This is a genomic window from Dermacoccus sp. Ellin185, from assembly GCF_000152185.1.
GTDB classification, from domain to species: Bacteria; Actinomycetota; Actinomycetes; order Actinomycetales; family Dermatophilaceae; genus Dermacoccus; species Dermacoccus nishinomiyaensis.
Window position 1 is genome coordinate 1 of record NZ_AEIQ01000009.1, and the last position, 25,843, is coordinate 25,843.

General features: G+C 71.6%; 19 protein-coding genes and 1 tRNA gene. 6 read left to right on the forward strand and 14 right to left on the reverse strand.

Annotated elements, in window-relative coordinates; all coding sequences use genetic code 11:
* Together HMPREF0321_RS00535 and HMPREF0321_RS00540 are read left to right on the forward strand one after the other, a co-directional pair.
* The coding region (locus HMPREF0321_RS00535; protein ID WP_040014190.1) for an FHA domain-containing protein at positions 1-595 on the forward strand (595 nt) is incomplete at its 5' end.
* Positions 596-686: 91 nt separating this feature from the next.
* Entirely contained in the window at positions 687-3,272 is a 2,586-nt protein-coding gene (locus tag HMPREF0321_RS00540; protein ID WP_160126188.1) for an FHA domain-containing protein, read from the forward strand.
* 90 nt (positions 3,273-3,362) lie between these two features.
* Here HMPREF0321_RS00540 and HMPREF0321_RS00545 read toward each other — a convergent pair whose 3' ends face one another.
* The 7 genes from HMPREF0321_RS00545 to HMPREF0321_RS00575 form a co-directional block, all read right to left on the reverse strand.
* Positions 3,363-4,343 (reverse strand): endonuclease/exonuclease/phosphatase family protein, encoded by a 981-nt coding sequence (locus tag HMPREF0321_RS00545; protein WP_131940692.1) that lies wholly within the window; start codon positions 4,341-4,343, stop codon positions 3,363-3,365.
* A gap of 179 nt (positions 4,344-4,522) precedes the next feature.
* Positions 4,523-4,912, reverse strand: a complete 390-nt coding sequence (locus HMPREF0321_RS00550; RefSeq protein WP_131940690.1) for an RNA-binding S4 domain-containing protein — start codon at positions 4,910-4,912, stop codon at positions 4,523-4,525.
* A 254-nt stretch (positions 4,913-5,166) separates the two neighbouring features.
* Positions 5,167-5,814: a hypothetical protein gene (locus tag HMPREF0321_RS00555; RefSeq protein ID WP_139023501.1), complete on the reverse strand. Its 648-nt coding sequence runs from the start codon at positions 5,812-5,814 to the stop codon at positions 5,167-5,169.
* A gap of 155 nt (positions 5,815-5,969) precedes the next feature.
* On the reverse strand, positions 5,970-7,229 hold the full coding sequence (locus HMPREF0321_RS14505; RefSeq protein WP_050786404.1) for a glycosyltransferase 87 family protein: 1,260 nt from the start codon (positions 7,227-7,229) through the stop codon (positions 5,970-5,972).
* 143 nt (positions 7,230-7,372) lie between these two features.
* Positions 7,373-7,449, reverse strand: a tRNA-Met gene (locus HMPREF0321_RS00565).
* A gap of 228 nt (positions 7,450-7,677) precedes the next feature.
* Positions 7,678-8,202, reverse strand: a complete 525-nt coding sequence (locus HMPREF0321_RS00570) for a PPA1309 family protein (RefSeq protein ID WP_038567306.1) — start codon at positions 8,200-8,202, stop codon at positions 7,678-7,680.
* 20 nt (positions 8,203-8,222) lie between these two features.
* The gene (locus HMPREF0321_RS00575) at positions 8,223-9,320 is read right to left on the reverse strand and encodes a PDZ domain-containing protein (protein ID WP_006943443.1); all 1,098 of its coding nucleotides are present in this window, start codon (positions 9,318-9,320) and stop codon (positions 8,223-8,225) included.
* 169 nt (positions 9,321-9,489) lie between these two features.
* On the opposite strand from HMPREF0321_RS00575, the gene HMPREF0321_RS00580 reads away from it, so the two are divergent.
* Both HMPREF0321_RS00580 and HMPREF0321_RS00585 read left to right on the forward strand, forming a co-directional pair.
* Positions 9,490-11,217 (forward strand): zinc-dependent metalloprotease, encoded by a 1,728-nt coding sequence (locus tag HMPREF0321_RS00580; protein WP_040014192.1) that lies wholly within the window; start codon positions 9,490-9,492, stop codon positions 11,215-11,217.
* Between the two features lie 77 nt (positions 11,218-11,294).
* Complete coding sequence (locus tag HMPREF0321_RS00585) at positions 11,295-11,864, forward strand: NUDIX hydrolase (RefSeq protein ID WP_040014202.1); 570 nt, start codon at positions 11,295-11,297, stop codon at positions 11,862-11,864.
* Positions 11,865-11,892: 28 nt separating this feature from the next.
* Here HMPREF0321_RS00585 and HMPREF0321_RS00590 read toward each other — a convergent pair whose 3' ends face one another.
* Entirely contained in the window at positions 11,893-12,510 is a 618-nt protein-coding gene (locus tag HMPREF0321_RS00590; RefSeq protein ID WP_006943442.1) for a M48 family metallopeptidase, read from the reverse strand.
* 257 nt (positions 12,511-12,767) lie between these two features.
* Here HMPREF0321_RS00590 and HMPREF0321_RS14510 point away from each other — a divergent pair, with 257 nt between their 5' ends.
* Complete coding sequence (locus HMPREF0321_RS14510; protein ID WP_050786405.1) at positions 12,768-13,457, forward strand: hypothetical protein; 690 nt, start codon at positions 12,768-12,770, stop codon at positions 13,455-13,457.
* A 73-nt stretch (positions 13,458-13,530) separates the two neighbouring features.
* On the opposite strand, the gene HMPREF0321_RS00600 is transcribed toward HMPREF0321_RS14510, so the two are convergent.
* From HMPREF0321_RS00600 to nudC, 4 genes are all read right to left on the reverse strand, one after another.
* Positions 13,531-13,812: a WhiB family transcriptional regulator gene (locus HMPREF0321_RS00600; protein ID WP_006943409.1), complete on the reverse strand. Its 282-nt coding sequence runs from the start codon at positions 13,810-13,812 to the stop codon at positions 13,531-13,533.
* A 182-nt stretch (positions 13,813-13,994) separates the two neighbouring features.
* Positions 13,995-14,252 (reverse strand): hypothetical protein, encoded by a 258-nt coding sequence (locus HMPREF0321_RS00605; RefSeq protein WP_006943441.1) that lies wholly within the window; start codon positions 14,250-14,252, stop codon positions 13,995-13,997.
* A gap of 158 nt (positions 14,253-14,410) precedes the next feature.
* A complete protein-coding gene (locus HMPREF0321_RS00610) occupies positions 14,411-16,537 on the reverse strand; it encodes an ATP-dependent DNA helicase UvrD2 (RefSeq protein WP_006943415.1) in 2,127 nt (708 codons plus the stop codon).
* A gap of 76 nt (positions 16,538-16,613) precedes the next feature.
* Entirely contained in the window at positions 16,614-17,603 is a 990-nt protein-coding gene (nudC, locus tag HMPREF0321_RS00615; protein WP_006943437.1) for an NAD(+) diphosphatase, read from the reverse strand.
* 44 nt (positions 17,604-17,647) lie between these two features.
* Here nudC and HMPREF0321_RS00620 point away from each other — a divergent pair, with 44 nt between their 5' ends.
* Positions 17,648-18,856: a phosphotransferase gene (locus HMPREF0321_RS00620; protein ID WP_231729439.1), complete on the forward strand. Its 1,209-nt coding sequence runs from the start codon at positions 17,648-17,650 to the stop codon at positions 18,854-18,856.
* 62 nt (positions 18,857-18,918) lie between these two features.
* Here the strand turns inward: HMPREF0321_RS00620 and HMPREF0321_RS00625 are convergent, their stop codons facing one another.
* Together HMPREF0321_RS00625 and HMPREF0321_RS00630 are read right to left on the reverse strand one after the other, a co-directional pair.
* A complete protein-coding gene (locus HMPREF0321_RS00625) occupies positions 18,919-22,449 on the reverse strand; it encodes an ATP-dependent DNA helicase (protein ID WP_006943401.1) in 3,531 nt (1,176 codons plus the stop codon).
* Positions 22,446-25,799, reverse strand: coding sequence for an ATP-dependent DNA helicase (locus HMPREF0321_RS00630; RefSeq protein ID WP_006943430.1), 3,354 nt, complete (start codon positions 25,797-25,799; stop codon positions 22,446-22,448). The genes HMPREF0321_RS00625 and HMPREF0321_RS00630 overlap by 4 nt, the downstream gene beginning before the upstream one ends.
* Positions 25,800-25,843: the final 44 nt, after the last annotated feature.

Consider the following 25,843-nt stretch of genomic DNA (forward strand, 5'->3'; position numbering starts at 1 on the left):
GCCTGCGCCCGGCGATGCAGGTCAGCACGCGGCGCCCTCGGCGCCTCACGCGGTGGGCTCCGACCCCGCTGACGGTGCATCCGAGTCGCCGCGCCACGACCAGGCCGACGGCGACGCCGACCAGGCACCCCGCGGTGGCGCCTCACCCGTCGGAGCCGTGCCCGCGCCGGCAGCCGACGCGCAGGCGACGAGCCCGTCGAACGGCTACCCGTCGGCACCTCCGTCGGGTGGTTACCCGTCCGCACCTCCGTCTGGGGGCTATGCGTCGGCTCCCCCGTCGAACGGGTACTCCTCGAGCGGGTACGAGTCGGCGCCGCCTCAGGTCGTCGGCCAGAACGACGATCTGCCGGAGGACTCGCTGACGATCGGGCGCAGCCGCAGCAACAGCATCGTGCTCGACGACATGCTCGTCTCGCGCCGACACGTCGTCATCACGGCGGAGGATGAGGGTCTGCTGCTGCGCGATCTCGGGTCGCGCAACGGCACGTTCGTCAACGGGCGCCGCGTCGAGCAGACATTGCTGCACGAAGGCGACCGCATCGGCATCGGCGCCTCCACCTTCGAGGTGCGCGACGGCTGGCTCGTCTCGGTCTGAGCCGCGAACACCCGTCCGGACCGGCCGCGATCCAACCTGGACATCGACCACAGCAGCGCCCGTGGGCGCTGGAACGCTCCGGGAGGGAAGCGTGGGAATACAAGAACTGACGGTGCAGGTCGACGGGCACGTCGTGCGGTTGCAACCAGGTGAGAGCGCGACGATCGGCCGCGGCCGCGACTGCGACATCACGATCGTCGACGTCGACGTCTCACGACGCCACGCTCAGGTGAGCGCGCAGGGCGAGGGGTGGCAGGTGCGTGACCTCGACAGCTCGAACGGCACCTGGGTCGACGGCCAGCGCGTGCACGGTTACCGCGATCTGCGCGGTGGTGAGGACGTCCGACTCGGCGGGCCCCGTGGGACGCGAGTCCAGTTCTCGCGAAGTTCCACCCCAGCAGGTGAGCAGGTCGCGCGCAGTGTCGACCCGAACGGCGCGAGCCCGTCACAGGCCCCGCCTGAGGCAACCTCGATCTCCGTGCCGATGCCGCGTCGCAGCAGCGGCGCTTCGAGCGCTGCGCCCACGCCCGACGCCACGACCGGTTCGAGCCTGAAGACCGGCCCGATCCGGCTGCCCCGCCCCCCGCAGGCCCCCGCCGAGCGACGTGCGAGCGGCGACGTGTTCCAGGGATGGACCGGGCAGCTCGAGCCCGAACCCACCGGCCGCCTGACCGTCCAGGGCGCCGTCCCGCAGGCCATGGCCCTGCCGTCGGGCACCATCACCATCGGTCGCGGCACCGAGAACGAGATCGTCGTGCGCGACCTGCTCGCGAGCCGGCGTCACGCCCGCCTCGTGCCGCAGGGCGACAGCTTCGCCGTCGAGGATCTCGGCAGCAGCAACGGCACCTACATCAACGGTGCGCGCATCACCCGCGGCACCTTGCGCGAGGACGACCTGCTCGCCGTCGGCCACACCCGATTCACGTTGAAGAACGGGCGTCTCGTCGCGAGCGAGGACGAAGGTGACGTCACCTTCGTCGCCAACCACCTGTCGTTCTCGCTGCCCGACGGCAAGAAGCTGCTCGACGACGTCAGTTTCGGCCTCGAAGGATCGAGCCTCGTCGCCGTCATCGGCCCCTCGGGTGCGGGCAAGTCGACGCTGCTCAAGGCCCTCATCGGTGCCCAGAAGGCTACCGAGGGCGAGGTCTACTACGACGGACGAGACCTCTACGACAACTACGAGGATCTGCGCCACCGTATCGGCGTCGTCCCGCAGGACGACGTCGTCCACCCCGAGCTGACGGTCCGTCAGGCCCTGCGGTACGCGGCCGAGCTGCGCTTCCCCGCCGACCTCGATCGTGAGTCGCGCGAGGCCCGCGTCGAGGAGGTCATCGACGAACTGGGGCTGACGGAGCACGCCACCACCCAGGTCTCACGCCTGTCCGGTGGCCAACGCAAACGCACATCCGTTGCCCTCGAGCTGCTGACGCGCCCGTCGCTGCTCTTCCTCGACGAACCGACCTCCGGCCTCGACCCGGGCCTCGACAAGCGCGTCATGCTGACGCTGCGCGGCCTCGCCGACGGCGGCCGCACCGTCGTCGTCATCACGCACAACGTCGCGAGCCTCGGCGTGTGCGACCGGGTGCTCATGCTCGCACCGGGCGGACGGGTCGCCTACTTCGGCCCGCCCGACGAGATGCTGCCCTACTTCTCGGCGAGCGATCACGCCGATGTGTTCAACACCGTCACCGACGACCCGCAGCGCTCGCAGGACGTGTTCCGCTCCTCGGCGATGATGGACAGCCAGGTGTCCGCTCCCCTGAGCGCGCCGCGCCCGTCCGCGTCGTCGCAGCGGGACGTGCCACCGCGTCAGCAGTCGATCTTTCGTCAGCTGTCGACGCTCATCCGACGCCAGTTCAGGGTCATCGCGGCCGACCGCGGCTTCGTCGCCTTCATGCTGCTGCTCCCCATCGCCCTCGCGGGCCTGGCGATGCTCGTACCGGGCACGCACGGGCTGAAGACGGTCTTCTTCGAGCAGGAACTCATCGCCAACGGGGGCGACCCCGGCAAGGTGACGCTGCGGGCTGAAGGAACCCAGATCATGACGCTCATCGTCATGGGATCGGTCTTCATGGGGTTGGCCGCCACCATCCGCGAACTCGTCGCCGAGCGCCCGATCTTCTTGCGGGAGAAGGCCGTCGGACTGTCACCCTTCGCCTACATCGGCAGCAAGGTCGTCACGTACGGGCTGCTCGTCGCGGTGCAGTGCGCCATCCTCGTCCTGCTCGTCATCGCGGGCAAGGGCGCGCCGACCGCCCCCGTCGCGCTCGCCAACACGACGCTCGAGACGTTCGTCCTCGCCTTCCTGACGGGGCTCGCGGCTGTCGCGATCGGCCTCGCGTTGTCGAGCTTCGCGAAGACGAACGAGCAGGTCATGCCGATGCTCGTCATCGTCATCATGGGCGCGCTGGTCTTCTCGGGTGGGCTGTTCGATCTCGACAGCCAGCTCATGCGCGGCCTCGGCAGCATCTTCCCGAGCCGCTGGGGCCTGGCCATGGGTGCCCAGACCGCCGACGTCAAGACGAGCATGACGATCCCCGGCCGTTCCCGCTCGTGGGATCCGTTCTGGGTGCGGGACACCGACCACTGGCTCATCGCCGCGGCCGCGCTGATCGCCATCTTCGTGGTCGGCACGACCATCGCCTGGTGGAGCTCGCGCCGCCGCAAGAGCATGTGAGGCCCGCCGGGCTCACGAGTCCTCGAACATCGCCCGGAAACGCGTCAGCCACGACGCGTTTCCGAGCGATGTTCGTCAGGGAGTGTTCCGTCAGTAGCGCAGGTCGCTCCACACGCCGGCATGATCAGTGCCGGGGACGGTGAAGGTGCCCGCATCGACGGGCACGAAACCACGCGTGAGGATGTGGTCGATCTGGGCGAACGGCGGCACGACGGCGTCCTGCGGCCACGTCGGCGGCCAGTTGCCATGCTGGGCGGGAAAGGCGTCGATGAGTCCGTCCGCGAGATGCCGGAACGCCGGGTGCGCCGTCGAGGCGTTGAAATCGCCCGCCATGACGAGGTGCGGCGCGTTCTCGCCGCGTTGCCAGCGTCCCAGCGCCTCGAGCTGCGGGCGCCAGTGGTTCGCGCCGTCCTGCAGCGGCGGGTAGGTGTGCACGCCGTGCACGGTGACATCGGCGCCGGGTGCTGCGACCGTCACGATCGGCATCTGCAGATCGTAGGGGCCGAGGTGGCGGCCGTCGTCAAGCGTGTGCAGCGGGTAGCGCGACAGGACGGCCGTGCCGCGTGAGCCGTCGTCGACGAGCCCCGAGGCGCGGTACGGCAGCCGCCCACCCAGACCCGCGGCGTCGAGCAGGCGCAGCTTCACGGCCGTTGTCTCGGGCATGACGACGACGTCCGGGCGCACCCGGGCGACCTCAGCGGCGACGGCGCCTGCGTCAGCGCCTCCGAACTCGAGGTTGAGCGCGAGGACACGCAGGTGCCGCTGGCCGGCAGCATGCTGCACCGACGACGGCGGGCTCGGATGCTGCGCGAGTGCCACGCCTGCCGCCGTTGCGGCGACGAGCATGGGAAGCGCCGCGAGGAGCGCCGCGCGCCGGCGTACGAGCACCGCCGCGACGAGCATCACCGCGGCGATCAGCACCCAGACCGGCGTGAGCGCCTGCAGAACGGGCACGACGTTACCGATGAGCACGTCGCACCACATGAGAGCGCACAGCGCGGCAGTGAGCAGGCACGCGAGCGCGATGACGACACCGAGCACGCGACGAACGCGGCCTGCGGGCCTCGTCACCCAGCGTTTCGACTTGCTTCCCGACCGATCCTCGACGGCGCTTCGCCCGAATCGTGCCCTTGGCCAGCTCGAGCCGCCCTTCTCTTGATCATCGACCGCGTTCACCGTGGTCAACGCAGGTGAGTTGCCGGCATGCCCTCCGGCGCACTGATCACCGTCGGCCTGCGCACCCTGATCACTCACCGCGCTCCCCCGTGACGCAGGCGCTCCATCTCACGGCGGTCTTTCTTCGTCGGACGCCCAGCGCCGCGGTCACGCACCGGGATCTGCGGGATGGTCTCGCGCTGGCGCGGCGGCGTCGACTCGACGTAGCACTGCGCCGCGACGGGCGCCCCGACGCGCTTCTTGACCAGGCCCGTGACATGCACGATGCGGTCGAAGCCCTGCTGACGCACGCGGAGATCGGCGCCCACCGTCACGCTCGTCGACGGCTTGACGGTCGCACCGTTCATGCGGACGTGCCCGGCGCGACACGCGGTCGTCGCCGCCGAGCGGGTCTTGTACAACCGGACAGCCCACAACCAGGCATCGATGCGGACGCTGCCCTCCACCCCCGACGTCATGCTCATGGGCGCCAGGGTAAGCCACCTCCCTGCACCGACGCTGGGCCGGCTCGCAGATCTCGCGGCGCCCAGCCGGATGGCGACTGACTCACAGGGAGGCACGTCATACGCTGCCTCCCTGTGAGTTCGTCGCCATCCTGCGTTGGGTTCGCCCGCGGCGTCGTCCTACGACCGGGCGCGCGTCGTGGCGTCTCGACCCTGAGCGCCTGCCCCCGTGCTCAGGCGTGCGGTTCGCGCTCGTCGCTGATCGCGCTCGTCGCTCATCGGGCGCGGCGCAGGCGGCGCCTCGCGCCCAGCAGTGCACCCGCTGCACCGAGGAACGACACGACCAGCACGCCCGGGCCGCGATCGCTCGATACGTGGTCGGTCTCGACGACCGGGCCGACGCCCGGAGGCGTCTGGCTGGGGCGCCTCGCAGGTGGCGGCAGCGTCGAGCTCGGGTGGGTCGCCGGAATCGAACCGTCCTCGACCGGCCCGGTCGGTGACCATCCGGACGTGGGTGTACCGCCGGCCGGAGTACCGCAGTGCAGGTCCGTCGCGATCTTCGCAGCGACCGCGCCGGTGCGGGGGTCGACGAACGCGAGTGTGTGGCGCCCGTCCGGCACCCCGAGTGCGCCATAGTCATGGCTCGCGGGCCGAACCTGAGCGCCCGCGTAGCCGACCCGTCGAGGGTGACGTTCCACCGCGCCGGCGTGTTCGCGAAGTTGACGACCCACCCCGGCATAGCCGTGGCCCCTGTCACACGTCGTGCCGAGGAACGCGGCGGCCGCCGGGTAGGTGACACCGATGCTTCCGGCGATGTCGCGTCGTTCCGCCGCCGTCCCGTGCTTGATGGCCCAGGCGAGCATCGCGTCGTCGGAGGTCGCCGCGGCCGCGCTCGCGGGCACGGGCATGGCCGAACGGCTCACGCGAGATTCCGTGACCGACCCGTCGCGCAGACGACCCATCAGCCCCCAACCGAGACGAATCAGGTGCCCACGACGCGACGCGAGCTCACACGATGGCTCAGGTTCGAGCCCCGAGCAGGTGGCATGCTGGTGAATCGGCCGGCGACCGGACGACGTCAGCGCGTCGGGTGCGGCTGTGTTGCCCGTCTGCTGCGCGCGATCGCGGCGGCGAGCGTCAGGAGGATCGTCAGGCTGAGCACCGGGACGGCCTCGCTGATGAAGGTCTCGAGAGGGTCGTGGTGCAGTTCGGCTCCGTTGTCGCGCGGCACGCTCTGGTACATCCCGGTGAGCACCCAGAGCCCGAGCAGGAAAGCCTGCGCCGCGATCGCCGGGTACAGCCCCTTGGCCCAACCGCGCGTCGCGAGGATCGCCCACACGGCGAACAGCGGAACGAGGACGAGGTGGTGGTACCAGGTGATCGGGCTGACCGCGCCCGTCGTGACGAAGATGACGAGGACCGCGCCCACGTCGTCGTCACGACGCAGCAGCGCGGCCGTGACGAACACCCCCGCGACGAGCGCCGCCGCGATGACGAGCAGGCGGACGAGGCCGGCGCCCGGCACGTCGTGCATGACGCGCGCGACGAGGCCCGACAGCGACTGGTTCCACTCACTCTCCGGCGCGCCGGGCCGGCTCGTGTCCCACAACGCCGACGTGAAGTACGTGACGACCTCGTGCGGCAGCACGATCGCCGAGACGCCAACGGTGACGACGCCCGCCCCCAGCGCGCGCAGGGCGCTCGCGTGGTCGCGGGTGAACAGGCGTGGGACGGCGGCGAGCGCCGGCGTCACCTTGACGCCCGCAGCCAGGCCGGTGAGCACGCCTGACAGCCGAGCCCCCGCGAGGCGCCGGCGGCCGAGACCGAGGTAGTCCTCGACGACGAACCAGGCCATGACGAGGTTGATCTGGCCGAAGGCGAGCGTGCCGCCGACGGCGTCCGAGCGCGCGGCGAGCAGCACCCCACCCGCGGCGACGAGGGGCGTGAGGGCTCCCGTCGCCAAGCCGGGGGCCGGGGCTCGCTCCCCCAGCCTCCACTGTGCGATCGAGCGATCCGCGAGCAACCAGCAGATGCGGAACAGTGCGACGAGGCTGCCGAGCGTCAGCAGCGCCGTCGCGACAGACCGCGCCAATGCGGCGAGCGGCGCGAAGGCCAGGACGGCGAACGGCGGATAGGTGAACGGCCAGCCGTCACCGAACCGGCCCTCGTACAGATCGGCTGTGCCGTTCAGCGTCTTCGTCGTCGCGTCGAGGTAGATGCGAGTGTCGAACAGCGTCCAGTTCCAGGAGCGCAGCTGCAGGATGGCGCTGACGGTCACGAACGCGCAGGCGAGCAGGTACACGAGCCACGCCTCGCGACGAAACGAACGGCGCCCCATGAACTCTCCCTCATACAGCCGCCTCGGGTGGCCGGCCTGCTCGACAGTGAGCCACCGTCGGCGCACTGAACTCGACGTCATCACCACGACGATCTCAGACAAAAAAAGCCCGCCGCCTCTGAGATCAGAAGCGGCGGGCCACGTGGTAGCGGGGACAGGATTTGAACCTGCGACCTCCGGGTTATGAGCCCGGCGAGCTACCGAGCTGCTCCACCCCGCGTCGGTATGCCTCAACTTTACGAGCAGATGAACAAAGAATGCAAATCGGGTGCCGCGTGAGCCCCGTCACCTCTCGCGAGACGCCTCCGCGCTGTGCCCTGCTCGAGCGTCTGCCCCCGTTCTCCGCTGCGTGCAAGTGCACCCGGGGGCACTTGAGCGCAAGAGGATGCGAGTGGTCACGGAGCCGTGGAGATGGTCGTCGCCGGGTGGTCGCCGCCAGGCCACGTCATCAGGCCAGCGTCGCCTTGAGGGCCTCGACGAGCCCCGGCGCGATGTTCGTGCCGATCGCGACCTTGTCGTCATCGTCCTCGGCACGACGTCGCACGAGGGTGATGATCTCGCCGTTGCGCAGCGCCGCGACGAGCAGGCGCACGTCCTCACGCTGCTCGTGGGTCGCCAGCCGCTGCGCATTCGTCCCGCCGCGACCGAACGTCTCGATCTCGGCCTGCGGCGGCACGATGATGCGCTCGACTGCGAGCGCCACCCCGTCGACGTCCGCCGGCCAAGCCGTGTGCCCTAGCGCCTTCTCGAGGTCGTCACCGCGGATGACGCCCTCCTGCTCGATCGCGGAGAACTCGTCGGGGTCGACGTCGCCGAGCATCGCCGCGAGGGCCGGCTGACGACGCAGCAGCTCACCGTTGCGGGCGAGGGAGAACAGGCGCGCCGGTTGACCCCACCCGTCTGTCGCGACGTGCGCCTCGGTCTCGAGAGCAGCGCGGGTGAGAGGGGACAGCACGGGCTTGACGGCACTCATGCGACCCATCGTAGGGGCGCTCAGCCGCAGCGCGGCAGCCCCTGCGTCGAACCGTCGGCGACGTGCTCGACCGTCGAGATGGCGTCCTTGATCGTCGCGACGCGGTAGACGTCGAGCCCGTTCGGCACGTGGCCCTTCAGTTCGGCGCAGTTGTCGGCCGGGGCGAGGAACGCCGTCGCACCGGCCTGGCGCGCGCCGACGACCTTCTCACGGATGCCGCCGATCGCGCCGACGTCACCGGCTGAGTCCATCGTGCCCGTGCCCGCGATCTGCTTGCCACCGGTGAGCGCACCGGGCGTCAGTTCGTCGTAGATCGCGAGGGCGAACATCGTGCCGGCGCTAGGGCCGCCGACGTCGCCGACGGAGATGTTCACCTTGAACGGCATCGTCGCCTTCGGATTGAGCGTGAGCCCCATGACGGCGCGGTCGTCGACCTTCGTCGTCGGCACGGCGAACGTCATCGCCTTGCCGCCGCGCGTGATGCCGAGCTGCACCTTCTGCCCCGGCGTGACCTTCTTCATCTCGCGCTGCAGCGACAGCGAATCCGCAATCTTCACCCCGTTGACGGAGACGATGACGTCCTTGACGCGCAGCAGCTTCTTCGCCTCGCTCGACGAGTCGGAGATGCCGGCGATCTCGATCATCTCGGGCACGTCGTAGCCCGCCTGACGCGCGGCGACGACCTCGGCCGACGACTGCGACCCCGTCATCTCCGCCTCGTTCTGCTGCTGCACCTGCTCCCGCGTGGTCTGCGGCGCGAACAGCTGCGACTCTTCGTAGATCTGCGCGTGATCGTCGAGTTTCGCGAGCCCGTACTCGATGAGGCTGGGGCGGTTGCCGGGGCCGCCGACCATCGAGACCGTCGTGAAGTGCAGGCCGCCCGAGGTCGGGTAGGTCTTCGCGCCGCTCAGCGTCAACACCTTCTTTCCCTCGAAGGTGCCGAGGGTGTTCGGCGCCGGGCCGGGGCGCAGGATGACGTAGGGCACCTTGATGCCGAAGCCTGCGACCACGGCGAGGAGCACGACGACGAAGATCGCCAGCATCACCTTGGTCCGCGTGCGCATCGACGCCCAGCGTGACGGGCGGCGCTCGGCCGCGTCGACGGTTCGGGAACTCATGGGCGCCTCTCGCTGTTGTACGTCACGAAGGAGTCGAACAGCCGTCATCCTCTCACCTGCCCACAGCGGCGCGGGCGCCCGCTCAGGCCTGCCCGCCGCACGCGCGGCGCCGACGACGGCCGGTAGTGTCGGCTCCAGACGGACACGAACCTCTCGGAAGGTGCGCACCATGGCTGATGACCACAACCCGATGAACCCCTACGGCGGCCGCAAGGACGACGACGAGCGCGGTGACGCGAACGGCGGCGACGGTCTCGAGGAGATGCTGCGCGGCCTCATGGGTGGGGGCACGCCCGACCCGCAGATGATGGATGCGCTGCGCCAGATGGGCATGGGTTCGATGGACCCGGCGCAGATGGGGATGATGCAGGCGCAGCTGCAGGCGATGATGAGCGGCGACTCGGGCTCGGCGTTCAACGAACAGCTCGCGGCGAACGTCGCGCGCCAGGTCGTCTCCGCGGAGGGTGACCCGAGCGTGCCCACCTCGACGAAGAGCGACGTCGCGCAGGTCGCGGCCGTCGCCAACCTGTGGCTCGACGCGGTCACCGACTTCGCCGCTCCCGGCGCCCCGGCCCGTGCCCTGTCGCGCAGCGAATGGGTCGAGGCGACGATGCCGACCTGGCGCAAGGTCGTCGAACCCGTCGCGGGCGGCGTCGGCAACGCCGTCGCAGACGCGATGATGAAGCAGCTCGGCTCGTTCGACGCGAGCGACCTGTCGCAGCTCGGCATCCCCGAGGGCATGTTGCCGCCAGGCTTCGACATCTCCAGCCTCAGCGCTCAGATGACGCCGATGCTCAAGCAGATGAGTGCGCAGATGTTCGGCGTGCAGGTCGGCCAGGCCATCGGCGCGCTCGCGAAGGAGAGCGTCACCGGCACCGAGGTCGGCCTGCCGCTACTGCGCCCCAACGCCGTCACGATCCTGCCGCACAACGTCGCGTCGTTCGCCGACGGCCTCGAGCTCGACGCCGGCGAGGTGCACCTCTACCTCGCGGTGCGCGAGGCCGCCCGCGTGCGCCTGTACGAGCGCGTGCCGTGGCTCGACGCGGCCCTCATCGCCGCCGTCCAGACGTACGCCGGTGACATCCGCATCGACACCGACGCCATCGAGGAGAAGCTGCGCGACATCGACCCGCAGGACGCCGAGGCCCTGCAGGGAGCGCTCGCCGGCAACCTGTTCTCCCCCGAACCGTCGGATGCGCAGAAGCGCACGCTCGCTCACCTGGAGAACCTGCTCGCTCTCGTCGAGGGGTGGGTCGACGTCGTCACCGACGCCGCGGTCGCGCAGCACCTGCCGAACGCCGCGGCCCTCGCCGAGGTCGTGCGTCGCCGTCGCGCCTCCGCCGGCCCGGCCGAGAAGGTCTTCAGCTCGCTCGTCGGGCTCGAACTGCGCCCGCGCCGCCTGCGTGAAGCGGCAGCGCTGTGGACGCAGCTGACCGACGCGACGGACGCCGCCACCCGCGACGGCGTGTGGTCGCACCCCGACCACGTTCCCAGCGCCACCGACCTCGACGACCCGTCGACGTTCATCGCGCGCGCGAGCGGCGAGGAGACTCCCGAGACGGGCCGCGATGAGATGGACGACGCCCTCGACGCGCTGCTGGCCCAGGGGCTCGCCGAGATGGGCGAGTCGAGTTCGGCCGGCGGTGAAGGCTACGGCGGTTCATCGACGGGCCGTTCGTCGTCGGATGACGCGTCGGCCGGTGCCGCGTCCGGTGAGCAGGCCGCCATGAACCCGCGCGATCCGCGTCATGACGGTCTGGACGACCGCGCGGACGAGGCCCCCGGTGAGGTCGACTCGGCGGGCAGCGCGAAGGGTGGCACGTCGGAGGACGAAGGCGGCGCCGGCGACGGAGACGGCCAGGACGATCCGACGCAGGGTGGAACGCCGGGCGCGTGAACCACTCCACGACATCCGACCACGGGGCCGGGCGGGTCGAGACCCGTTCGGCCCCGTCGTCGCGCGCCGAGCCCGCCATGCCCGAACAGTTCACGGCGCTGCACTCGCAGGCGCTCGCCGACCTGAGCACCTGGACGGCCCCGAGCCCGCCGCAGGAGCAGATGCGCGCCCGCATGGTCGAGACCCTGCGACTCGATGCGACAGCAATGTGGCGTCATCACAGCCGAGCCCACTTCACGACGTCGCTGGTCGTCGTCGATGCCGACGCCCGCCGCGTGGCGCTGACGCTGCACGCGAAGGCGAAGCGGTGGTTCCAGTTCGGCGGGCACCTCGAGTGCGGCGACGCAACGCTCGAGGCGGCGGCCCTGCGGGAGGGCCTCGAAGAATCCGGCCTCGCCGACCTGCGGCTGCTGCCTGGGCTGCTCGCCGTCGACATCCATGCTCTCGACGGGGCGTTCGGATGGTGCACGGAACACCTCGACGTGCGGTACGTCGCCGTGGCAGGCGGCGAATCCCTCACGGTGAGCGACGAATCCGACGATGTGCGTTGGTTCGACGTCGACGCCCTGCCCGAGGATGCCGAACCGGCGCTGCGCGAGGCCATCGCCCTCGCATGCGAGCGCGTCCGCGCCAACCCCGGGCTCTGAGCCCACTCGGCCGCGATCGACGCGGCCGTCACGGCTCCCTCGTCGGGTCGGCGACGTCTCCTTCCTCTTCGCCGAGGTCGTCATCGAGTGACGCCGACGGCGCGGGCGCGGCACGGCGTGCCCCGAACGAGGCGCCGGCGAGGAAGGCCTGGGCGCGTTCGTGCTCCGGGTAGCGGCGCACGATCTCCTGGAAGCGCGGCCCGTGCCCGCGCTCGAGCAGGTGCGTGACCTCGTGCAGGAGCACCGCGTCGACGACGTAGTCGGGCATGCCGACCATCGCGTCGGAGAGCCGGATCGAAGCATCCCCCGGTGAGCACGACGCCCACCTGGTCGTCATGTTCGACACCCACCGCACCGAGGCAGGCTCGGGCGCGCCGGGCACGAAGCGTCGGCTGAGCGCCACGGCTCGCCGCATCAGGGTGTCGTCGTTGCGCTGCGAGCGACTCTTGCGCAGCATCTTGCGCACGAGATCTTCGACGATGCGTGTCTCCTCGCGCGCCGAGAGCGTCGCCGGGGCGAGCACGACGACGACGCCGTCCTCGAAGCGTGCCTGCACGGATCGCGTGCGGCGCGCGCTACGCCGGATCTCGACGTCCTGACCGTCGACGGTGATTCGCGTGGGCGCGGGGGCGGTGGTTCTCGGCATGCCCCGAGGCTATCGACAGCGACTGACAACCCCGGGATCCTGCGTCATCCCCAGGTGTGACGCCTGTGGACGAGCCCTGCGGCGATCTGCGCGCGCGAGGCAGGCTCGAAGACATGACGGGCACGGCCCGTCGTGCTGGATCACCTGCTCTGGTGCGCCGGCCAACCGTTCGCGTGGGCGCCCGACCGTGCCCTCGCCACCCACTCGCCGTCCTCGGTATCCGTCCCATCCGCGTCACCCACCCACAGGAGCCTCTCGTGTCCGACACCGTCATCACGCCGCGTCCCCACGTCGCCGAGCGCCGCGCCCTGCGTCACCTCGTGCTGAACGACCTCGACGACACCTCGCTGCACGCCCTCACCGACCCCGAACCCGGTTCCGGTGCCCCCGCCCACGACGCAGGCTGGCGCGACCTCGTCGCCGCCGTCACCCACCGCCCGCGACGCACGACGCGCACCCTCGTCACCGGTCCTGCGGCGCTCGAACGAGCCGTCCTCGACGTCGTCGCCCCGCTGTGCGACGGGGCCGGGGTGTGGGACGGCCGCGCGAGTGCATCCGCGCCCGATCTGCTCATCGGGGCGCTGCCGTGGCGTTACGAAGAACTGGGTGACGTCCCCGATCTGCCCGGCCCGCTGACCGGCCCGGCGCCGGCCGTCCTGCCGCTCGCGTTCACGGCTCGCACCGTCACCGTCGGCCCCGTCGCTGGCGCAGGCGGCGCGTGCGCCGGGTGCGTCAACCCGGCCTATTCGAGCGGGACGCGGCGCCCAGACGCCGCCCTCAGCCCCGCCCTGTTCGCCTTCGCCGCGGGTGCGGCCGGGTTGTTCGTCCGGGCGTTCGCGGCGGGCAACGTCACGGCCTGCTCGATCAGTCTCACCTTCGACATGGCCGCGCCGCACGTCGAGCACCGCCTGTGGTCGTGCACCCCGACATGCCGAGACGCTGCCTGAGCAGCAGCTCGGGCAGCGTGTCGGGTGCATCGGTACCCCGGGTCATCGCGCGCTTCGGGGCGGGCGGTAGCGCTCACGCGGCGTTCTTGCGCGGACGCCCACGCGGGCGCTTGCGCGGCACGACGACGCCGCGTTCGAACAGCTCACCGCCCCACACGCCCCATGGCTCCTGACGCTCCTTCGCGCCCGCGAGACACAGCTGCGCCGCGGGGCAGGTGGCGCAGAGCGCCTTGGCGAACTCGACGTCCGCCGGGGACTGCGCGAACCACAGCTCGGGGTCAGCGGTGGCGCACGGCGTGTCGACGTCACCGCCCGCCAGGGGTATCAGGGCGTCGGATATCAGGTCTTCGAACATTGCAGTCATGTCGGTCTCTCGCTCTTGCTCCGGAAAGGATGTGGGCCCCGGTGTCGGGGAGTTTCTGGTGGGGGCCCTGAGCCTCGTTCGCGAAGACGCTCGATGCTGGATCGGTTCGTCACACGAAAGAAGCCGCGGACCCGGGTTCGGATCTCGCGGCTTTCGCTGACGTTCGCAGGTGGCTAGACCACCTGCGCCGTGCAGGAGAGCGGGAAGAACCGAGGGGTGTGGGGGCGACGCTCGGCGCTGAACGGCACGCCCACCTCGTGGAAGATGTGGCGGGCTTCAGAGCCATTGATGCCGGCGGCGTGCAGCCCTGAGCCGATGACGGCCTGGGCAGACGTCTCCCCCGAAAGATCGAGGAGGAACGCCTGAGCGCTCGGGCGCAGGGAAGCACGCAGGGAGGCGGCGTACGTCGTCATCGTCGTGATGATGTCCATGAGGCACCTCCTGGGTCGGCGGTTCGCGTCGGGCGAACTCGGTTCGTTCGTGCGGATCGTTCGCGGCGCACCCAAGGCGCGGCGCGAAGTGGTCTCAGGCTAGCGGCGCCCGCGAGAAGGGAGCAACCGAATTATCGAGAAAGTTCTTCGGCGGCTTCTCAGGCCGGGTCGAAGTCGCCGAAATGCGACGGCTTCTCGACCTCGTCGAGCGGTTTCGCGCCGCCCAGGACGGCGAGGACGGACGCGCCGTACTTGGAGATCTTGGTGTTGCCGACCCCCGCGATGGCGCGCAGGCCGGCGGGGTTCGCCGGCAGCGTCTCGGCGATGGCGACGAGCGTCGCGTCGGTGAAGACGACGAACGCCGGTACCTTGTCTCGCTTCGCGACCGCGGCGCGCCATTCGCGCAGCGCCTCGAACTGGGCCTCGTCATAGGTCGCAGGGCATTCGGTGCAGCGGCCGATCTTGCGCTCGGGCGCGGAGTACAGATCCTTGCCGCAGGTGCGGCACTTCGCCGTCGAGCGCTTGGGGGCGGGCGCGGCGCGCTTCGTCTTCGTCGCCGCGACGACGGCGCCGTCGAGCGAGTCGCCCAGCCCGTCGAGGAAGCGTGACGGGTTGCGCGACGCCCGGCCACCTTCGTGGCGGCTGCGCGAGTAGCTGAGCTGCAGGAAACGGCGCGCACGCGTGATGCCGACGTACATGAGACGCCGCTCCTCCTCGATCGCCTCGGGCGCACTCGCCATCATGATGGGCAGCAGCCCGTCGCTCGCGCCGACGAAGAACACCGCGTCCCACTCGAGTCCCTTGGCCGCGTGCAGCGACGCGAGCGTCACGCCCTCGACCTTCGGCGCGTGCTGCTCGGACGCACGTCGGTCGAGCTCGGCGACGAAGTCGCGCAACCGCGCGCCGGGGACGGTGCGGGCGACGTCCTTGCTCAGTTCCGCGAGGGACTGCAGCGACTCCCACCGTTCACGGCTCGCCCCCGCCGCGGGCGCCTGCTGCGACCAGCCGGCGCCGCTCAGGACGTCGGCGACGACGTCGGGCAACGGTTTCGAGCCGTCGTCGCTGCGGGCCGCGCCGCGCATGAGCAGGACGGCCTTGCGCACCTCGTCGCGGTGGAAGAAGCGTTCACCGCCGCGTATCTGGTAGGGAACGCCGGCGTCGGCGAGCGCCGTCTCGAAGGCCTCGGACTGCGCGTTGGTGCGATACAGGACGGCGATGCCGCTGGCCTTCACGCCGTCGGCGAGGAGCCGCTTGATCTCCTTCGCGACGCCCCGCGCCTCCGCCGGATCGTCGGGGTAGGTGACGAGCTTCGGCGTGACGCCCCCCTCGCGCTGCGCCTGGAGCGTCACGCTGCCGAACGCCTGATCGGCGCGCTTCATCACGTCGTTGGCGAGGCGGACGATGGGCGGGTCGGAGCGGTAGTTGCGCACGAGCTCGACCTTCGCGGCACCCTCGAAGCGCTGGGCGAAGGTGCGCAGATGCCGCGGCGAGGCGCCGGTGAACGAGTAGATCGTCTGCGCCGGGTCACCGACGACGCACAGATCCTTGCGCTCACCGACCCACAGCGACAGCAGGTACTGCTGGACGGTGTTGACGTCCTGGTACTCGTCGACGACGAAGTGGCGGTACTGATCGCGCACCTGACGGGCGATGTCCTCGCGCTCGGCGAGGATGCCGGCGGCCAGGAGCAGGACGTCTTCGAAGTCGATGACGCCGCGCGCGGACTTGACGTCCTCGTAGGCATCGAGCAGTCGCGCCATCGCCGTGACGTCGAGATCGGCGGGCTGACGGCCGGCGCGCCGTGCTGCGGCCGGGTAGGTCTCCGGGGTGAGCATCGAGACCTTGGCCCACTCGACCTCACCGGCGAGGTCGCGCAGTCCGGTGCGATCGACCTGCAGACGCAGCCGCCCCGCCGCCTCGCCGACGAGGCTGCCCTTCGTCCCGACGACCTCCGGCGCGCCCCCACCGATCGCCTGCGGCCAGAAGTAGCGTAGTTGGCTCAGCGCCGCGGCGTGGAAGGTGCGTGCCACGACCTGCGGGACGCCCAACTCGCGAAGGCGCGTGCGCATCTCGCCCGCAGCACGCGCGGTGAACGTCACCGCCAGCGTGCGCTGACCGACGAGAGCGCCCGAGTGCACGCCGTACGCGATGCGGTGCGTGATAGCGCGCGTCTTGCCCGTGCCCGCGCCGGCGAGGACGACCATCGGGCCGAGCGGGTTCGCCGCGACCTCCCGCTGCTGCGGGTCCAGACCCGCGAGCACCGAATCGGCGTCATGCTCGTTCACTGCTCAGGTACTCCTCGAAATGGTCGTTCGTCGCGATGCGGGTGGGCGGGTTGGTCGGTCGGATCGTGCGCCACCGTCACGGGAGCGGCTCACCGTACCAATGCTCGATGAGAGCGCGCGCGATCGACAGGCGCCCCGGCAGCGCGAGGGAACCGTCGGCGAGGCCCTGACGGACGTCGGCGCGCGAGTACCACCCGATCTCCTCGATCTCGCCCTCCTGAGCGCGCAGCGGTGTCGTCACCGCACGCGCGATGCAGCCGATCATGAGGGAGGCGGGAAAGGGCCACGGCTGGCTGCCGAGATAGCGCACGTCGGTGACCTCGACGCCGGACTCCTCGAACGTCTCGCGCGCCACGGCCTGCTCGAACGACTCCCCTGGCTCGACGAAACCCGCGAGCACCGAACGGTGCGGGCCCTTCCAGCGTGGGCCGCGGGCGAGCAGGAGGCGCGAGTCGTCGGGGTCGGACTCGTCGACGATCGCCATGATGACGGCCGGGTCGGTGCGCGGGAAGTGATGCGAACCGTCCGCTTCGCAGCGACGCACCCAGCCCGCCTCGACGACGATGGTGGGCGCCCCGCAGCGCGGGCAGTGCGTGTGCGTCGCATGCCACTGGGCCAACGCGACGGCCGCGGTGACGCAGGCGAGGTCGTCGCCCGACAGTTCGAGCCCGATGTCGCGCAGGGTGCGCCACGACGGCGCGTCGTCGCCGTCATCCTCCGAAGTCGTGGCGGTAGCCGCGTTGCCAGGGCGCTCCCCCGTCGGCGCAGGGACCGGTGCGTCGTCCTGCGGGCGAAGCACGGCGAGCGCGGGGCCGTGGGACGTCTGACCGAGGTAGAGGACGACACCGCCGGTGTCGAACCACTGCCGATCCTCGGCCTGTGGTGCGCGCCAGAGCAGCTGGGTGCGCCGTTGCGGCACCGAGGCGCCGCGCACGTCGAGGACCCGCGTCGTCGCGACGGCGAGCAGCCGCTCGATGAGATCCGGTTCGGAGCGCCGCAGCGCATCACGGTCGACGACGGCGTCGCCGAGGACGAGATCGGGCAAAGGTCGCGTGGCGTCGGGCATGCCTCCCAGGCTAGACGCCACCTCCGACATACGGTGTGGGGGTGATGCGCTCGCCCCTGCTCCTCGCCGCCCTCGCCGACGCCGCCGTGCCCGGAATCCGCCCCATCAAGGTCGAAGGCCTGCCCGTGCCGGCCGGCGACCTCTACCAGAGTGCCCACATCACGGGCGCCGACGGCCGGGTCTGGCTCGTCCGCTCCGCGCTGACTGGAGCCGCAGGCGCCGAACTCGCCGCATCCGACGCCCTCGTGCAATTGCTCACGCGACGCGTCGACTTCGACGTGCCCCGCGTCGAGGGCTCCGCCCGCCCGAAGGAGGGATCGGCCGTCGCCGTCTACGCGCGCCCCCGCGGCAGGGCGCTCGACTGGCGCCACCTCGCCGGACGCTCCGCCGCGGCGCGTGCCCTCGGCCAGGCGCTCGCGCACCTGCACGGCGTCGACCCGCGCGTCGTCGAGGAGGCCGGCCTCGCCACCTACGACGCCGACACCTACCGTCAGCGTCTGCGCGCCGACGTCGATCGCGCCGCCGCGACGTCCCGGGTGCCGTCGGCCCTCATCGCCCGCTGGCGCGAGGCCCTTGACACGCCGGCGTTGTGGCGCTTCTCGACGACGGTGACGCACGGGCCGCTGCGCGGCGCCGACGTCCATGTCGACGAGGGTGAGGTGAGCGCCATCAGCGGCTGGGAGCATGCCGGCGTCGCCGACCCCGCGCGCGACTTCGCGCTGCTGTGGAACTCTGCGCCGCAGCAGGCGTTCGACACCGTGTTCGAGGCCTACGCCGCCGAACGCGCCGAGAGGCCCGACCCGAACCTGGAGCGCCGCGTCCGCCTCATGGGCGAGATGGAACTCGCGTACGCGCTGCTCGCAAGCCGCACGATGGGCGACGACGCGCGCGTCGAGCGTCACGCCGCGGCGCTCGAGGAACTCGCCTTCGAGGTGGAGGGCGACTCGAGTCTCCTGCCGCCGGCGCGCCGTGCGGGCACGGCGCCGATCGACCTCGTCCCCCCGCTCGACCCCGCCGACATCGAGGTCGTCGACGCCGAGGTCGGCGAGGAGGACGCCACCGTCGAGATCCCCGTGCGCCTGGCCCCGGAGCGAGAGGACCGCTCCGAGCACGCGGGCGCCACGCGCGTCGATGGCGACGCCGCGCGCACCCGACTGCCTCACGGCTCGTCCGAGGAGCCCGCGGCCTCGAGCGACGACTCGGCAGGCGCCGTCGCCGACGAATCGTCCGGCGGGAACGCGAGATCCCGCTGACCGCTCGGGCCGCACCCGCGGGACGCCCCGCCTCCGCGACCCGAGCGCGACAAGCACCGCCGTCAGCCCCCGACCGACCCGAGAAGCTCCTCGAGGTCGCGCTGCGACGCAACGTCGGGGCGATACGTCTCCCCCGTGGCGGCGTAGAAGAACGCGGCGTCGACGTCCTCGGGATCCAGGCCGCGCAGGCGCGCGTAACCGAGGGCGTAGGCGGCGAGCTGCAGCGAGCGATGACGCAGGGTCGGCCCCGCCGGCTTGGCTCCGGTCTTCCAGTCGACGACCGTGAACCCGCCGCCGTCACGCGCGAAGACGGCGTCGATGCGGCCGCGCACCGCGTACCCGGCGACGACGGTCTCGAGGGCGACCTCGACGTCGACCGGCACCCGATCCGCCCACTCGCTGGCCAGGAAGTTGGTCTGCAGCACGGGCAGCATCTCGTCGGCGGCCACGTCCTCGTCACCGAAGCCAGGCAGTTCGTCGAGGTCGACGAGGGCCGCAGCACCGTAGTGCCGCTCCACCCAGGCGTGGAACGCCGTACCGCGCCGCGCCGCCACCGCCGGTTCACTCGGCATCGGGCGCCGTAGGCGCCGCGCGAACAGGTCCTTGTCGCTCGCGAGTGCGACGAGCTGGGAGGCGGACAGGTGCGAGGGCAGCACGACGTCGCTGCGCAGCCGGGTGCGTTCGCGCTGTCGTTCGGCCAGGAGCAGCTCCATCTCCTGCTCCCTGTCCTCGATCGTCCCCTCCAACCCGAGCGCCAGTTGCCCGGCCGGCTCGAGGGCCTCCCCGTTCTGCAGCCGGGTGCGCAGCGCGCGCACCTGGTCCGCGGCAGGGACGAGGTGGGCGCGTTGGTCGGCCATCGCGTCGAGCGGCCACGTCGCCGTCAGGACGTCGGCGTCGAGCGGGTTGCTCGGGCGCTCGCCGTCGACCTGCGTCGGAGGCATCTGCTCCCAGTGCAGACGCTCGATGCTCGCGCCGAGATCGGGTTCCTCGAGCAGTTCGGTGAGGAAACGAGACGTCTCGCGCGGGGTCGTGCCGCTCGCGTACCAGATCGGAGCGGTGAGCAACATGGTGCTGCGCGCGCGGGTGAAGGCCACGTACGCAAGGCGGCGTTCTTCCGTCACCGCGTGCTTAAGGCCCTGCTCGCAGAACTCGGTGAACCGGTCGGCCAGCTCGTCGGAATCCTCCGCACCCGTGACGGCGAGGGCGGGCAGCCCCTCCCTGTCACCGCGCAGATCGTAGGGGATCGACTGAAGACCACTGAGCCAGCCGCGCGCCTTGTGCGGCTTGTACTGCCACTGCTCGCCCTCGGCCCGCGTCGAACCGCCGAGGCTCGGAAAGACCCCTTCGACGAGGCCGGGCACGACGACGACGTCCCACTCAAGCCCCTTCGCGGCGTGCACGGTGAGCACCTGAACCGCATGCGGGTTGACCTCGATGGCGGGCATCTCCAGGCCGCGTTCCTCCTGCCGGGCCGCGTCGAGCCACTCGAGGAACCCCCCGAGCGTCGGACGTTGGGCCTGGACCGAGAACGTCCCCGCGATGTCGGCGAAGGCGTCGAGGTGGGCCCGGGCGCTCGACGGGTCGTACCCCGGGCGGGCAAGCACCTCGATGTCGAGACCGAGCACGCGTTCGGCCTCCCCGACGAAGTCGGCGAGCGGCAGCCCGGAGAGCAACCGGAGGCGTTGCACCGACGTGTGGAACCCCCGCAGCCGCTCACGGGCGACGTCGCAGAGGTACTCGCCGTCGCGCCCACGCCATGACGCGTCGGGCAGTTCGCCGATCGCCTCGACGAGGCTCACCTCGTCCCGCGTGTCCTGCGCGAGGTCGCGCTCCGCCCGCGCACCGCGCCTGGCCGCCTCCCCATCAGGCCCGGGTACAGGCTCAGACGGCGCGCCCTCGCCGGCGTCGGATTCGCTGCTCGCCGGTTCGGCGCTGCCGCCCTCGGCGCGCTCCTCGGTGGCTGCCGCGGCGTCGTCCTGGTGTCGCTGGTGCAACTCCTTGGCCCACGACCCGAGCGCTGCGATGTCGGCCGCACCGAGACGCATCGCCGGGGAGGTGAGCAGGCGCATGAGATGGTCGCCGCGGCTCGGGTCGTCGACCACCCACAGCATCGAGACGAGGTCGACGATCTCGGGGGTCTGCAGCAGGCCACCGAGCCCGACGGCCTCCGCGGGGACGCCCGCGTCGTGGAGGGCATCCAGCATCGGCACGAACTGAGATCGCTTGCGGCACAGCACCGCAGCGGTTCGGGGCGCCTCGCCCGAACGCAGTGGACGGCGTCGTTCGGCCACCCACTGCGCGACGGCGCGTGCCTCGTCCGCCTCCGTCAGGTAGCGGGCGGCGGCCAGGGCGCCGGGGCCTGCGTCGGGGCGGGGGCGCAACGTCGCCACGGGCACGCGCGAGGCCCTGTTCAGCGGCGCGGCGGTGACGTTGGCCGCGTCGAGGACGGCGGCGTCGTTGCGCCACGACGTCGCGAGCGAGGCGACGGGCGTGAGGTCGGATCCCGGTAGGGCGAAGGAGCGACGGAAGGCGGACAGGGTCGTCACGCTCGCGCCGCGCCAGCCGAAGATCGACTGGTGCGGGTCCCCCACCGCCACGACGCCCGGACGCTGCTGCGTCTCCCCGGCGGCGAAGACGGCTGCGAGGAAGGCGATCTGCGCTGAGCTCGTGTCCTGGAACTCATCGAGCAGCACCATGCGGTAGCGCGCGCGCTCGATCGCGCCGATGGCCGGGAAGCGGTCGGCGAGTTCGGCGGCGAACGCGATCTGGTCGGAGAAGTCGAGCGCCGACCTGTCCTTCTTCAGCGATTGATACCGCTCGATGAGCGGGAGGATCTGCTGGTGGCCCTTCGCCTTCGCCGTGAGCGCCTTGCCCGCGTCCCCGAGGGAACGCTTTCGCGGCGCGAACGGGATCGCGTCGAGCGAGCCGAGGAGGGAGTCGTAGTAGGCGCGCAGCTCGTCGACGCTGCGCCGATGCTCGCTCAGTTCACCCGCGGTCGCGAGGACGGCCGCCGTCACGCTCGGCAGCTTGACGGTGACCTGCGACATGTCGCCGTCCCACCCACTCGCGACCTCGTGCGCGAACTGCCACGCGGCGGCCTCCGACAGCATCCGCGCATCCGGCTCGATGCCGAGGCGCAGACCGTGCTCACCGACAATGCGCCCCGCGTACGCGTTGTACGTCGAGATCGTGGGGCTCTCGCCGAGGCTCGGCGTGCCGTCCGGATCATCGGGCGGGCTCCACAGGCCACTCGCCTCGAGCATGCGCAGGCGCTGGTTGACGCGTTCGGCGAGCTCACCGGCGGCCTTGCGGGTGAAGGTGAGGCCGAGGATCTCCTGCGGGCGCACCAAGCCGTTCGCCACGAGCCACACGACGCGCGAAGCCATCGTGTCCGTCTTGCCCGAGCCGGCTCCCGCCACCACGAGCAGCGGCTCCAGCGGCGCCTCGATGACGGCGACCTGCTCGGGTGTGTGGTGATAGCGCTCCAGCGCGTCGGCGATGGCGTCCGCGCTCAGACGAGCGGGGCGATCCTTCGCCTCGGAGCCCTGTGGCCCCGACGGGTCGCTGGTTGCTGGGGTGAGGTCGTCGGTCACAGCGTTCGGCCTTCCGGCTGGATGGGGCAGGAGCTCTTGACGGGGCACATCGTGCAGTTCGGGTTGGCGGCGGCGACGAAGGTGGCGGCGCCCATGCCGTCAGCCGTGCGTTGCATGAGGTCGAACGCCCACCCGCGGGTGCCGACGATCGGTTCGTCGACCGCCCCGGGCTCGCCGTCACTCGCGGCGTCCTCGTCGGCGACGAGGGGCGGCTGGGCCTGGACGCGAGCGGTGCTGTTCGCGCCGGTGCCGGCGGCCTGGCCGAGCTGCACGAGAGCAGCCCCGGCGCTGGGACGCCCCGGGCCGAACGCGTCTGCCTCGAGCGCGGCCTGGTAGGCGGCGAGCTGCGGGTGCGCTGCGACTTCCTCGTCCTTCGGTTTCGAGCTGCCCGTCTTGTAGTCGATGACGCGCAGCCCGCGCTCGGGGTGGTGCTCGAGACGGTCGATCGAGCCGGAGATCTTGGCTCGCCCGACGATCGCGGAGAACCGTCGTTCGGCGGCCTCGCCGGCCCATCCCGTGGCCGCCGCGTCGCCGAGGTAGCCCTGCAGCTTCTTCACCATGCTCTGAGCGCGCGCCTTCTCGCCGCGCGACACCCACGAGTCGCCGAGGCCGAGACGCGGCCACCGCTTCTCGAGCGCTTCGTCCATGAGAGCGGGTTCGTCGGCGAACTCCTCGGCGAGTTCGTGCACGAGCGTGCCGATCGTGCTCGCCCCGACCGACGGGCCGAAACCACCGTTGGTCGTGAGGAGCCAGTTGAGACCGCAGCGGTGGAATCCCTCGATCTTCGACGGGCTGACCCGCACCCACTCCTGCGGCGGGCGGACCGGCCTGTCGTCGCTGCGGCTGACGAGGGCCCACCACTGCTCGGGGTCGGCGCCCGGCACGTCGTGCTCGGCGAGGCGCGCCAGACGGCGGGCGCCCTCGTCACGGACGGCCTCGTCCTGGTCGGCGAGCATGCGTCGGGCCTCGGCGACGAGCCCGGCGAGGGTCATCGGCCGGGCGACAGGGGTGAACTCTCGCATCGCGTCGGCCGCAGCGCCCGGCGCGAGCGGGTCGACGATGTCGAGGTAGACGCTCGGTTGCTCGTCCTCGTCACGCACGGCCGTCACGACGACGTGCTCGCGCGCCCGGCTCATCGCCATCGCGAACTGCCGCGTCTCGTCGTGCCGGACGGCCGCCTGCCGCGCGGGGAGCGAGCGCCCGCGACCGCTGAGGATGTCGACGAGATCCTCCGAGCCGAGCACCGAACCGCGCAATCGCAGGTCGGGCCAGACGCCCTCCTGGACGCCCGCGACGACGACCGTGTGCCACTCGCCGCCCGCCGAGCCGGCTGCGGTGACGAGCGCGACGGCGTCTTCGTCGGGGGCTGCGGCGACGAGGCGGTCGCCCGGCACGTCCTGGCTGCGGACGTGGTCGAGGAAGTCGGCCACGCCCGCGCCGGGCAGCCGCTCGACGAACGCTGCAGCCGCTGCGAAGAGCGCGAGCAGCGCATCGAGGTCACGGTCGGCGCGGGTTCCGGAGATTCCCCCGGCCAACGCGTTCGCCTCCCACGCCTCGGCGAGGCCGCTGGCCTGCCACATCTGCCACAGCACGTGCTCGGCGTCGTCGTGGGGCGGAGCGGCCCTCAGCGCGGCCGCCCCTGCCGCGAGAACGCGCGACACCCGGCGCGCAGGCGCCGCTTCGGGGCCGAGGGAGACGAGCAGCGCCGGTTCGAGCAGGCAGGCGCCGAGCAGCTCGTCGGAGACGCGGTTGCCGCCGGCGGCCAGTTCCTCACGGCGCAGCAAACGTCGCAGTCGTCGCAGCACGACCGGGTCGGCTCCGCCGAGCGGCGAGGTGAGCAGGTCGAGGGCGAGGTCGGCACTGACGCCCGCCCGCGAGGCATCGGCGTCGCCGTCCACCGGGGCCTGTTCAGAGCCACGCGTCCGGCTCGTCACGATCTCGAGGGCGTGCAGGAACGGCCGCACGGCGGGTTCGTCGCGCAGGGCCAAGGACGCCGGAGGGACAGCCACGGGCACCTTGGCCGCGTTGAGGGCGCGCCGCAGCGCCGACGTTCCGGCAGCGGCTCGCACGATGACGGCCATGTCCTTCCACGCCACCCCGTCCTTGAGGTGTGCTCGACGCAGCACCCCCGCGATGTGGGCGGCTTCCTGCGCGCCGCTGCGCAGCAGCGCGACGTCGACGCCCCCACCGGGGCGCGTGACGACGCTGCGGTGCGCGATGCCGTCGACGCTGCCGATGCGCGCGGTGACGCGTTCGACCACCTCCGCGAGCCTTCGGGGCTGACGGTGGCCGTAGCCGAGCACGAACCGTCGACTCGCGCCGTGCTGTGCCGCGACCTGCTCGAGGTAGCGCGGGTCGGCGCCGCGGAAGGCCTGCACCGTGACGTCGGGGTTGCCGAGCAGGACGAGCCGCTGACCCGGGCCGACGAGTTCGGTGAGGAAACCGACGGACGCGCGCGTGAGTTCCTGCGCGTCGTCGATGACGACGAGTCTCAGCTGCGCCCGCACCCGCTCGCGCAGCGTCTCGTTCTCGCGCAACGCCTGCGCCGCCGCACCGAGGATCCAGGCCGGGTCGAACGCTCCCGGACGTGACAGGGCGGTGACGTCGTCGTATTCGTCGAGGACGTCCGCGGCCGCGATCCACTCGTCGCGCCCGTGCTCGGCGCCGAGCCGGCGCAGGTGGTCGCTGCTGACGTCCCACTCCACCGCGCGCATGATGAGGTCGCGCAGTTCGTTGCGGAACCCGCGCGTCGTCAGCGCCTCCGCCAGATCCTCGGGCCAGGCAGGCGCCGCGCCGAGGCCGAGGCGGTGGCCTTCGAGCAGTTCCTTGAGCACGACGTCCTGCTCCGGACCGGCGAGCAGGCGCGGCGCCGGCAGGTCGTCCATCGCGGCGCGCATGCGCAGGATGCCGAACGCGAGCGCCTGCGGGGTGCGCGCGATCGGCTCGCTCGAGGTGCCGCCCACGCGGGTCGTGACGCGGGCGCGCAACGCCCCGGCTGCCACGCGCGTCGGTGAGAGCAGGACGCACTCATCGGGACGCGCACCACCCTCCACGGCCTGCGCGACGAGTTCGACGGCGAGCGTCGTCTTGCCCGTGCCGGGCGCGCCGACGACGTGGAGCACCCGATCGTCGGCCTCGAGCACGGCCTGTTGCGCAGGATCGAGATCGAGCGGCGCCGCCGCTTCGGTCTGCGTCGCGCCACGCAGCGCCGGGGTGAGACGCGTCGGATCGACGCTCGCCACGACGCCCTCGACCACGCTCGGCGGCAGCGCAGCGATCGGCAGGGCGGCCTCGCCCTGGACGGGCGCGCCGGCCGGCGTCTGCGCCGTCAAACCCTCGTGATTCGTCATGATGTCATCCCAGCACAGCGCGCCGACAACGCCGGGATTCCGCG